Below are 10,741 nucleotides of genomic sequence, written 5' to 3'. Positions count from 1 at the left end.
GCCTGGGACCGGGCCAGATGCTCGAGGTCGACTTTGCCCGCGGCCGCGTGATCTACAACGACGAGCTGCGCGCCCGCTACGCCAAGGAAAAGCCCTACCGCGACTGGATCGCCGAGGAGACGCTGACGGTCGATGCGCTCGACAAGCCCGCCACGGCAACGCCGGCCGAGGACGCCGAGGTGCCCGCTGCCGTGCGCATGGCAAAGCTCGGCTATCACTGGGACGATGTCGACGAGGTCGTGCGCCCCATGGCCCAGCAGGGCAAGGCCCCGCTCGCCTCGATGGGCATCGATGCGCCGCTGGCCTGCCTGTCTAAGAAGACGCGCTCGTTCTACGACTATTTCTATCAGCTGTTCGCCCAGGTCACGAACCCGCCGATCGACGCCCTGCGCGAGCATATGGTCACCTCGACCACGCTCTACCTGGGCAACCACGGCAACCTGCTCGAGGACTCCCGCGCCGCTTGCCAGCTGGTGCGTCTGGAGCGCCCGTTGCTCAACGAAGAAGAGTTCGACCGCATCTGTGCCATCGACCGCGTGGGCTTTAAGACCCGCCGTTTCCGTGCCGTGTACCGCCGTGACGCTGGCGAAGGCGCACTGCAGGCCGCGCTCAAGCAGCTTGCCGAGGACGTCGAGGCCGCGGTCCGCGATGGCGTGAACATCGTGGTGCTGAGCGACCGCGCTGCCGCGGGCGAGGTGCCCGTGCCGTCGCTGCTCGCTGTGGGCTGCGTGCACAACCACCTGATCCGCGCCGGTGTGCGCACCTTTGCCGACATCGTGGTGGAGTGCGGTGACGCCGTGTCCCCGCATGACTTTGCGGCGCTGGTGGGCTACTCCGCGAGCGGCATCTATCCGTACAACGCGCACGCGTGCATCCGTGATCTGGCGGCACGCGGCGACCTGGACGTGACGGCCGAGCAGGGCATCGACAACTACAACAAGGCCGCGACCGCCGGCATCGTTTCCATCATGTCCAAGATGGGCATCTCCACGGTGCAGAGCTACCACTCCGCGCAGATCTTCGAGGCCGTGGGCTTTACCACGGAGTTCGTCAACGAGTACTTTGCCGGCACGGTGAGCCGTGTGGGTGGTATGGGCGTCGAGGACGTTGAGCGCGAGCAGAATGAGCGCTATGACGCCGCGCTCGCTATCCTTAAGAGCCCCGCGCCCGAGCAGCTGCCCACGCTGGGCCTGACCAAGTGGCGCCCGCTCGGCGGCGAGGATCACCTTATCGATCCGCAGACCGTCTACCTGCTGCAGACCGCCTGCCGCGAGGACAGCTACGACACCTTTAAGGAGTACAGCGCCCGCCTGCACCGCACTGGTCGCGCCGTGCGCCTGCGCGACCTGCTGGACTTTGACGACAGCGGCCGCACCCCGGTGCCGCTCGACGAGGTCGAGCCCGCGCTCAACATTGTCCGCCGCTTTAACACCGGCGCTATGTCGTACGGCTCCATTAGCAAAGAGGCACATGAGTGCATGGCCATCGCCATGAACCGCCTGCACGGCCGCTCCAACTCGGGCGAGGGTGGTGAGGACCCGCGCCGCGAGACCCCGCTGGCCAATGGCGACTCCAAGAACTCGGCGATCAAGCAGGTGGCGAGCGCGCGCTTTGGCGTGACGAGCCGCTATCTGTGCAGCGCCTTTGAGATTCAGATCAAGATGGCCCAGGGTGCCAAGCCCGGCGAGGGCGGCCACCTGCCCGGCAAGAAGGTCTACCCCTGGATCGCCGAGGTGCGCCAGTCCACGCCCGGCATCGGTCTGATTTCGCCTCCGCCTCATCACGACATCTACTCCATCGAGGACCTGGCCGAGCTCATCTTCGATCTTAAGAACGCCAACCCCGGCGCGCGTGTGTCGGTCAAGCTGGTCAGCGAGGCCGGTGTCGGCACCATCGCTACCGGCGTTGCCAAGGGCGCGGCCGACAAGATCTTGATCAGCGGCCATAACGGCGGTTCGGGTGCCGCGGCGCGCGATTCCATCTGGCATGCGGGCCTGCCGCTGGAGCTCGGCCTTGCCGAGGCCCAGCAGACGCTGCTGCAAAACGGTCTGCGCTCGCGCGTGGTGCTCGAGGCCGACGGCAAGCTCATGGACGGCACCGACGTCGCCGTCGCCTGCCTACTGGGCGCCGAGGAGTTTGGCTTTGCGACCATGCCGCTCATCTCCATGGGCTGCCTTATGCAGCGCGACTGCCAGCAGGACACCTGCCCGGCCGGTATCGCGACGCAAAACTGCCGCCTGCGCCACGGTTTCCGCGGCAAGCCCGAGCACGTCGAGCACTTTATGCTCTTTGTGGCCGAGCAGCTGCGCGAGGTCATGGCGAGCCTGGGCTTCCGCACCGTCGACGAGATGGTCGGCCACCCCGAGTGCCTGCGCCAGATCGAGGTCCCGGGCAACCGCAAGGCCAACCTGCTCGACCTGTCGCCCGTGCTGGCAAGTGCGACCTGCGAGTTCGGCGCCCACATCCCGGGTGCCGACGGTCGTCACTTCCTGCCGCAGATGGCCGCGGACAGCGAGCTCAACAAGACGCTCGACTCCACGCTGTTTGTGCCCTACACGGCCGACGCGCGTGCACACCTGCGTCCGATTCGCTTCCGTGCCGACATCGCCAACGTCAACCGCTGCGTGGGCACCATCCTGGGCAACGCCGTGACCAAGGCGCATCCCGAGGGCCTGCCTGCCGGATCGATCACCATCGATTGCGATGGCTCGGCCGGTCAGAGCTTTGGCGCCTTTTTGCCTCGCGGCATCACGCTTAACGTGTGCGGCGACGCTAACGACTACTTTGGCAAGGGCCTTTCGGGCGGCGAGGTGTCGGTGCGCCCCAATCCGCGTGCGACTTATAAGTTCGATGAGAACATCATTGTGGGCAACGTGGCGTTCTTTGGCGCTACGAGCGGCCGCGGCTTCATTAACGGCTTGGCTGGCCAGCGCTTTGCCGTACGCAACTCCGGTGCCACGGTGGTGGTCGAGGGCTGCGGCAACCATGGCTGCGAGTACATGACGGGCGGCCTGGCGCTCATTCTGGGCGAGGTCGGGCAGAACTTCGCCGCCGGCATGACAGGCGGCGTGGCCTATGTCTTTGACCAGTACGGCACGCTCGATGCCCGTGTGAACCACGAGAGCGTTGAGCTTAAAGCCCCGACGGCCGGCGAGCTTGCGCAGATTCGCGAGCTCATCCAGGAGCACGTGGACGCGACGCAGAGCCCGCGCGGCATTAAGTTGCTCTACAGCTTTGAGACGATGAGCAAGCACTTTGTGAAGGTCATTCCGACCGAGTACGAGCGCGTGCTGGCGATTGTCGCCGCCGCCGAGGCCGTCGGCAAGACGCATGCGCAGGCCGAGGAGCTGGCGTTTGACATTGTGACCGGCCGCGCGAGTGCCGCGGATGTTGCTCGCTTCGATGTTGCGGGCGCTGCGTCCGTGGCTGCCAGCTCTGTTGCTTCGACCAAGAAGGAGGCGTAAGTGCCATGGGTAAGCCCGGTGCTTTTCTTGATATCGATCGCGTGACCCACGAGCTTCGCCCCGTGGAGGAGCGCAGCCGCGATTTCGATCCGCTGTACGTGGAGCTTGACGATGATGCGCGCCGTGCCCAGGCGAGCCGCTGCATGATGTGCGGCGTGGCGTTTTGCCAGATGGGCGCGAGCTTTGGCGAGGCGCGCCCGAGCGGCTGCCCGCTGCACAACCTGATTCCCGAGTGGAATGAGCTGGTGTACCGCGGCCGCTGGGACGAGGCTGCCGAGCGCTTGTCGCTTACCTCGCCCATGCCCGAGTTCACGAGCCGCGTGTGCCCGGCGCTGTGCGAGGCCGCGTGCAACTTGGGCTCGGTCGACGGCCAGCCCACGACGATTCACGACAACGAGCGTGCGATCAGCGACCACGAGTGGGCCAACGGCGGCCCGCGCCGCTTTGAGCCGGCGGGGGAGGGCGCGCCCACGGTTGCCGTGGTGGGCTCCGGCCCTGCTGGCCTGGTGGCCGCGTGGGAGCTCGCCCGCCGCGGCGCCCGCGTGACGGTGTTTGAGCGCGACGACCGTCCGGGCGGCCTGCTCATGTACGGCATCCCCAACATGAAGCTCGAGAAGTCCGTGGTCGAGCGCCGCGTGGCGCTCATGCGTGAGCTGGGCATTGTGTTTGAGCTGAACGCCGACGTGAGCGATCCTAAGGTTGCCGCCAAGCTCGACGACTTTGACGCCGTCGTGGTGGCTGCCGGCGCCCGTGCCCCGCGCGGGCTTTCGGCTGCGAACATCGATGCCCCGGGTGTGGTATACGCCGTGGACTACCTGACGGCATCGACCGTCTCGGTGCTCGACGGCGGCGAGCCCGCCATTGACGCGCGCGGTCTGGATGTCGTGGTCATTGGCGGCGGTGATACCGGCAACGACTGCGTGGGTACCGCGGTGCGCCAAGGTGCGCGCAGCGTGCGCCAGTTTGAGTTCTTGCCGGCGGCGCCCGATAAGCGCACAGCGAGTAACCCTTGGCCACAGTGGCCCAACGTGAAGAAGACCGACTACGGCCAGCAGGAGGCTATCGCCGCGATGGGCGGCGAGATGCGTGCCTGGGGCGTGGATACGCTCGAGGTGCTGTTGGACAAGAAGGGTGCGGCCGCGGGTCTGCGCGTGGTCGATCTGGACTGGTCGGCAGGAAAGCCAGAGCGCATTGTAGGCTCCGAGCACGAAGTGCCGGCGCAGCTGGTGCTGATTGCTTGCGGTTTTACGGGTCCCGAGCACGGTGTGTTCGATGCGGTGAACGTGCCCGTTGCCGCAGCAGGCCGCCCGCTGCCGGTGATGGCCGCCGAGGGCTCGCACCTCGCGGCTCGCACGGACGGTGTCGCTGCCGATGCCACGCCGGTGTATGTGGCCGGTGACGCCCGCAACGGCAGCTCGCTCGTGGTGAACGCCATGGCCGATGCCCTGGCCTGCGCAGCCGAGGTCGCCCAGGCGCTGGAGCTGTAAGGCGACTGTCCACAACTGAATCGACAAAGGCTGTCCCCAACGGCTGGCCCAAAAGGAACGTTCCCAAGTGCCGGCAGCTGGGGACGTTCCTTTTTTGCCGGCAGTCTGGGACACTCTTTGCGGGGTGCCTGTTCGTTTGTCGACGTGTGGGTGTTCATTCGTCGACTTCTTGGGCTGTGGTGCTCTGCTGTTTCTGTGGTGGTAACGGGTACTTGGCTCAAAATGGCAGGTTTGCTGTCTATGTCTACCTGCGGTTTCTTTGTAGTGCGCTCATTCGGTCAAGTGTTCCGTCAAGTGTTTGGTCAGCATTTGGTTTGCAGCCGGAGGCCCATTTTGCCCGTGCTGGCCACGGTCGTCTGCCCTCCCCGTAAGCTCAAATCGAGGCCCATCGATTTGAGGAGGATGCCATGACTGACCACGTTTTAGACCGAGCGCATCTGGCAGAAGCCGTCGGTAACGATATTGCCGACATGGCCCATTTTTGGATGCTGCGGAAGTTTCAATTCCTGGAGCCGGCGCGCGAGCAGTTCGAGATCATTGTCGATCCGTGGCTCAGCTATTGCACCGAGCCTTCGCAAAACGAAATCATGGCCTATAACATGGCGTTTACCGATTGGCTGCTCTTCGAGCGCCCCTATCGCCATGGTGCGACGTTGCTGGAGCTGTATGTTGAGGAACCGCCAACGTCAATTTCGCCCGCTTCGCTCGAGCGACTTAAGCAGGTACGCGACACGCAGTATTTCTCGCGCTTTGGCATTTTGGACAAGGATCCTGCGAACGGCATGGCTGCGCTGAAGGATACGCGCACCGACCGCCGTTTTGACGTCTACGACCCTCACATCGTGCAAAAGGAGCATTGGAGCGATGGCGCGATTGCGGTGCGCCTCGCGTGCGTGGACGATGTCTGGCTGACGGCGGGGCAGCTCTATCTGTACGACATTGCGCGCCTGAGCGACACGACAGTCGATGGACCGGGCGCGGTGCATCCGGAGGACCTACAGGACGGTTTTGACACCTCGTGCATCAGTTTCTTTCTGCGTCTGGTCCGCGACATCATGGGCGCCCAGGGGCGGTACGTGAAGTCGCTCAATATTTACGAGCAGGAATGGGAGTAGGGGATGGGCTGTCGCAGCGCCGCCTGTCTATTTGTCTCGGTCTGTAACGTTTAGAGGCCGTTTGGGGCCGTAACTGTTACAGATTGAGACAAAGAGGTGCAATGCTGCACGAATGTCTCGATTTGTAACGTTTGGCGGTCAAAAATCGGTCTTCCTGTTACAGATCAAGACGTTTGCCGACGGCGGCAACGGTGACAATGGCCCATTTCTCCGATGTGGTGGTGATGGAAGTGTCTAATACCGTTCTTAAACACAAGTATGCAACACGTAACACCTTGGCGCGAAATAGGATGCTCGCCAGGCTCACGGAGGCGGCTGAACAAGGCGTGCTGCTTGTGACACACGACAATGCCGAGCTCATGTGGCTGCGGCGTCATGTGGGAACCGATGATATTGCGGAGCCCGAGCCGTATTTGTTCTGTTTTCAACATGATTGGGATTTGTTGACGCCGTCGGAGCGGGCGCTGCGGACCATCAAGGGGCTTGCGAAGTTTCATCCCGATTGGGCGTTTTGGGGATACGACGCGGCACTTCTGTGGGGGCTGGAGGTGCCCAATGATTTGCTCGGCCCGCGTTTTCTTGTTAAGACGGGCTGCTCTGCGGCGTTGAGCAGTGGGTGCAGGTTACTGCGTCCGCAGACGGCGGATGCACTTGAGCGCGTCGACAGTGTGCGGGTGACGCCGTTTTGGCGCACGGTGGAGGATTGCCTGTTGCGTGCGCCGTTTTCCTATGGGTTGGCAATTGCCGATTCTGCCTTGCGGGCGAAGGGTTCGTCGCGCGATGAACTGTGTGAGCGGCTTCGCGCCGATTGCGAAGGTCGGCGTGGGTATCGCAGGGCGCAGGTGATTGCATCGCATGCGGACGGACTGTCCGAAAACGGCGGCGAGTCGCGCTTCCGGGCGTTCTTCATCGCGTACGGCTTTCCGGTGCCGCAGTTGCAGGTGGAGTTTCATGATCCGCTCGATCCGACTCGTGTGTTTCGCGTCGACTATTTCTGGAAGCTCGAGGATGGAACGTGCGTGATCGGCGAGCTCGACGGAAAGGGAAAGTATACGCTGCAGACCGGCGAGGGCCGGGAGCCGATCGATCCGTTTGTGGCGGAGCGTCAGCGGGAATCCCATCTGACAATGCTCGGGCATAAGGTGCTTCGGTTTACGTTTAACGAGCTTAAGAATCCGGTGAAGCTGGTCGAGAAGATGAGGCTGGCGGGTATTCCGCAACAGGCGGATCTGGCTAAGGAATGGAAGCGTCAGTGGTATGGGCGCTGAGAGGGTTTGTCTCGGTCTGTAACATCTTGGGGCTGTTTGGGCCCGTAATTGTTACAGATTGAGATGAACAAGTGCGGCCTCGACCGAATGTCTCAATCTGTAACATCTAGCTGCTGAAAACCGGTCTATCTGTTACAGATTGAGATAAAGGGTGGGTATGCGACCGAAAGATCTTGTTCTGTAACATCTGGAGGCTCAAAGACGGTTCTCCTGTTACAGATTGAGATGTTTTGAAGGCACCGCTGGGGAAGGTCTGCATCGACTCCCGTCCTCCCTCATATTCCCCTCCTTTCTCCGTTAGCCGATATGTCTGCAGCAGCCCTACTGGACTAGGTGATAATGAACAAATGTTCATGTTAATCGAGGGGGAGGAGCCCGAAATGGCGTCTGCCGATCGTCCCACGTTGTTTATCAATGCGACCGTTCTGGATGGCTCGGAGCATATGGAGCCGCAGCCCGATATGGCCGTGGCCGTTGAGCACGGCGTCATTACGTGGATGGGGCCGAGCGCCGTGGCGCAGGCGCCAGCGGGTGCCGAGGTTATCGACCTGGCCGGTGCGTACCTCATGCCCGGTCTCATCAATATGCACGTGCACCTGTGCGGCTCGGGCAAGCCGGTTTCGGCGGGCGATGCGGGCGCGCTCATGAAGAAGCTCGACAATCCCGTGGGCCGTGCCATCGTCCGTCGCATCCTCAAAGGGAATGCCCAACAACAGCTGGCAAGCGGCGTGACCACGGTACGCGGTGCGGGCGATCCGCTGTTTGCCGATATCGCCGTGCGCAACGCCATCGACGCCGGCAAGTTTCCGGGCCCGCGTCTGGTGGCGCCGGGAACGGGCGTTACGGTGCCGGGCGGCCATGGCGCAGGCTTGTTCGCGCAGGTAGCCAATACCCCTGCCGAGGCGGCCGAGCAGGTGCGCGACCTGTATGCACGCGGTGCCGACGTCATCAAGTTGTTCGTGACGGGCGGCGTGTTCGATGCGACCGAGGTGGGCGAGCCAGGCGTGCTGCGCATGCCGGTTGATGTCGCTGCGGCGGCGTGTAAGGCGGCACACGAGGTTGGCCTTCCGGTTATGGCCCATGTCGAGAGCACTGAGGGCGTAAAGGCCGCGCTTCAGGCCGGTGTCGACACGATCGAGCATGGCGCTCCGATGACGCCCGAGATCTTGGACCTGTATCGCGGCACCGCGGGTACGCAGCTCGAGGGGCGCGCGCCGAGCGTTACCTGCACGATCAGTCCCGCGCTTCCGTTTGTGCTGCTCGATCCGGAGAAGACCCATTCGACCGATACGCAAAAGAAGAACGGCGACATCGTGTGCTCGGGCATTATCGAGAGCGCTCGCGCTGCCTTGGATGCCGGCGTTAAGGTGGGTCTGGGCACGGACTCGAGCTGCCCGTTTGTGACGCAGTACGACATGTGGCGCGAGGTGGCGTACTTTGCCAAGTACGCCGGCGTGAGCAATGCCTTTGCGCTGCACACGGCCACGCAGGTCAATGCCGAGCTGCTGGGCCTGGGCAGCGAGACCGGCACGATCGAGTGCGGCAAGGCGGCCGACATTTTGGTGACGCGCGAGAATCCTCTGGATGACCTGTCGGCCCTGCGTGAGCCGATGCACGTGATGTGTCGCGGCGGTTTGGTGCGCAAGCTGAAGGTCAAGCACATTCCCGAGGTGGATGCCGAACTCGACGCGATTATGTCCATGCCTACCGAGGCGCTGACCGAGGAGCTTGCCCGCGACGGCGTGGCGTAAGCGTGCGACGCAGTGATGTGACAAAGGGACTGTCCCTTTGTCACATTCTGTTGCCGCATGCAAAAAGCCGGGGTCTCAACACGAGGCCTCGGCTTTTTTATCGAACAAATACTTAAGATTTGGGACAAACAAACCTGATTAATTTGTCCCACGTGCGGTGGCTAGGAGCGGGTTTCCATCTTGGCGTGGCACTTGGGGCAGGTGACGCGGATTTTGCCCTTGCCCTTGGGGACGGAGAGCATCTGGCCGCAGTTGGGGCACTTGAGGTAGGCCGTGGTCTTGCGACCCTTCCACATTTTCTTGGCTGTGCGCTTGGCGCGCTCCAGGTCTTCTTTGCTGGTGCCGGCTGCGCGCGAGGCATTGGCCGCCGCAGCGCCGCCGCCCAAGCTGGCGACGAACTTGCCCAAGCCGGGAACGTTGGCGGTCGCGGCGACAAAGGCCTCGTTCTCCTTGCGGCGGGCATCGATGTTTTTGGACAGGCCGCGCAGCACGCCAATTACGATGACGGCGATGGCGATCCAGCTGAGCCACTGGAAATGTGCGAGCGACCCGATCATCGCGAGGATGATGCCGAAAAAGCCGAGCACGATGGTGAGTTCGTCGGCGCCGCTGCGACCTTTCATAAAGTTATCCATGCAAACTGCCTCTCATTCGATATGCTGCACGCCTTTATACCCCATTTGGTGCAAAGGGGACGGGTTAATCTGCACCAAGGTGGTGCAAACGTACCTGTCCCCCATGCGCCAAGGTGGTGCAAAGAAACCTGACCCCAATGCGCCAATTACTTGGCGAGCTTGTCGACGACGCGTTCGATTTCGGCGAGCTTGGCGGCTTTGAGCTCCTCGTCACCCGATTCGATGGCCGAGGCGACGCAGCCCTCGATATGGGCCTTGAGCACATCGGCGTTAATGCGCGCGATGAGTGCCTGCGTCGCCATGAGCTGCGTGGAGATGTCGACGCAGTAACGGTCCTCCTCGACCATCCGCAGGATGCCGTCGATCTGCCCACGCGCCGTCTTGAGCATGCGGGTCACCGATTTGTGATCTGCCATCATGGCGAGTCCTCGTTTCTGGTCGATCTTCCAGATACCCCCATCAGTTGCGGTGAAATACGGACTGTTTAAAGGCCTAGGGCGGCTCAACAGTCCGTATTTCACCGCAACTTCTGAGGGGCGGGCGGCGGTTGCTATGCGACGGTCACGGACAGGGCGTGGAACTTCTCGCCCGCGCCCTCGACGGCGGCGGCAAGCTGCTCGGCAGTCACGGTGTCGGCGCACTCAACCTGGACGGTCTGGGTCTCGTGATCGGCATCGGCATCGGTCACGCCGGCCACGTTGAGCAGCGCGGTCTCGACGGTAGCGTCGCAGTGGCCGCACATAAGGCCCGAAGTCTTGATTGTGTAATTCATAAGTGTCTCCTTTTCGATTGAGTACCTAAAGTTGCGGTGGAATACAGACTAAAAAGCGGTTTAGCTCAGCATATTACGCCCTATTTCACCGCAACTGATGGATGGAAAGAACGTAAGCGCAAGGCATTGCTTACGACGCAGACACTCGACAGGCTCATCGCTGCGGCGCCGAACATCGGCGAGAGCTGCCAGCCGGTGAGGGGGAAGAACACGCCCGCGGCGAGCGGAATGCCGATGCCGTTGTAGAAC

General features: G+C 62.7%; 8 protein-coding genes. 5 read left to right on the top strand and 3 right to left on the bottom strand.

What is annotated here, in order from left to right:
- The 5 genes from gltB to ABHR76_RS00685 form a co-directional block, all read left to right on the top strand.
- The coding region (gene gltB, locus ABHR76_RS00705) for a glutamate synthase large subunit (RefSeq protein ID WP_346976507.1) at positions 1 to 3,464 on the top strand (3,464 nt) is incomplete at its 5' end.
- Positions 3,465 to 3,469: 5 nt separating this feature from the next.
- Positions 3,470 to 4,951, top strand: a complete 1,482-nt coding sequence (locus ABHR76_RS00700) for a glutamate synthase subunit beta (protein ID WP_346976506.1) — start codon at positions 3,470 to 3,472, stop codon at positions 4,949 to 4,951.
- Positions 4,952 to 5,358: 407 nt separating this feature from the next.
- On the top strand, positions 5,359 to 6,066 hold the full coding sequence (locus ABHR76_RS00695; RefSeq protein WP_346976505.1) for a hypothetical protein: 708 nt from the start codon (positions 5,359 to 5,361) through the stop codon (positions 6,064 to 6,066).
- Positions 6,067 to 6,263: 197 nt separating this feature from the next.
- Positions 6,264 to 7,334 (top strand): hypothetical protein, encoded by a 1,071-nt coding sequence (locus tag ABHR76_RS00690; protein WP_346976504.1) that lies wholly within the window; start codon positions 6,264 to 6,266, stop codon positions 7,332 to 7,334.
- Between the two features lie 380 nt (positions 7,335 to 7,714).
- Positions 7,715 to 9,085, top strand: coding sequence for an amidohydrolase family protein (locus ABHR76_RS00685; RefSeq protein ID WP_346976503.1), 1,371 nt, complete (start codon positions 7,715 to 7,717; stop codon positions 9,083 to 9,085).
- A gap of 161 nt (positions 9,086 to 9,246) precedes the next feature.
- Here ABHR76_RS00685 and ABHR76_RS00680 read toward each other — a convergent pair whose 3' ends face one another.
- The 3 genes from ABHR76_RS00680 to ABHR76_RS00670 form a co-directional block, all read right to left on the bottom strand.
- Entirely contained in the window at positions 9,247 to 9,720 is a 474-nt protein-coding gene (locus ABHR76_RS00680) for a hypothetical protein (protein WP_346976502.1), read from the bottom strand.
- A gap of 146 nt (positions 9,721 to 9,866) precedes the next feature.
- Positions 9,867 to 10,136 (bottom strand): metal-sensing transcriptional repressor, encoded by a 270-nt coding sequence (locus ABHR76_RS00675; protein WP_229071458.1) that lies wholly within the window; start codon positions 10,134 to 10,136, stop codon positions 9,867 to 9,869.
- A 134-nt stretch (positions 10,137 to 10,270) separates the two neighbouring features.
- Positions 10,271 to 10,492, bottom strand: a complete 222-nt coding sequence (locus ABHR76_RS00670; protein WP_346976501.1) for a heavy-metal-associated domain-containing protein — start codon at positions 10,490 to 10,492, stop codon at positions 10,271 to 10,273.
- Positions 10,493 to 10,741: the final 249 nt, after the last annotated feature.

Source organism: Collinsella aerofaciens (assembly GCF_039752985.1).
GTDB classification, from domain to species: Bacteria; Actinomycetota; Coriobacteriia; order Coriobacteriales; family Coriobacteriaceae; genus Collinsella; species Collinsella aerofaciens_BT.
This window is presented reverse-complemented; position numbering and strand designations above follow the sequence as displayed.

Excerpts from the sequence above, each read along its gene's own strand:
- ABHR76_RS00670 (WP_346976501.1), bottom strand. The coding sequence starts at position 10,492 with ATGAATTACACAATCAAGACTTCGGGCCTTATGTGCGGCCACTGCGAC.
- ABHR76_RS00680 (WP_346976502.1), bottom strand. The coding sequence starts at position 9,720 with ATGGATAACTTTATGAAAGGTCGCAGCGGCGCCGACGAACTCACCATC.
- ABHR76_RS00700 (WP_346976506.1), top strand. The coding sequence starts at position 3,470 with ATGGGTAAGCCCGGTGCTTTTCTTGATATCGATCGCGTGACCCACGAG.
- ABHR76_RS00690 (WP_346976504.1), top strand. The coding sequence starts at position 6,264 with ATGGCCCATTTCTCCGATGTGGTGGTGATGGAAGTGTCTAATACCGTT.
- ABHR76_RS00675 (WP_229071458.1), bottom strand. The coding sequence starts at position 10,136 with ATGGCAGATCACAAATCGGTGACCCGCATGCTCAAGACGGCGCGTGGG.
- ABHR76_RS00695 (WP_346976505.1), top strand. The coding sequence starts at position 5,359 with ATGACTGACCACGTTTTAGACCGAGCGCATCTGGCAGAAGCCGTCGGT.
- ABHR76_RS00685 (WP_346976503.1), top strand. The coding sequence starts at position 7,715 with ATGGCGTCTGCCGATCGTCCCACGTTGTTTATCAATGCGACCGTTCTG.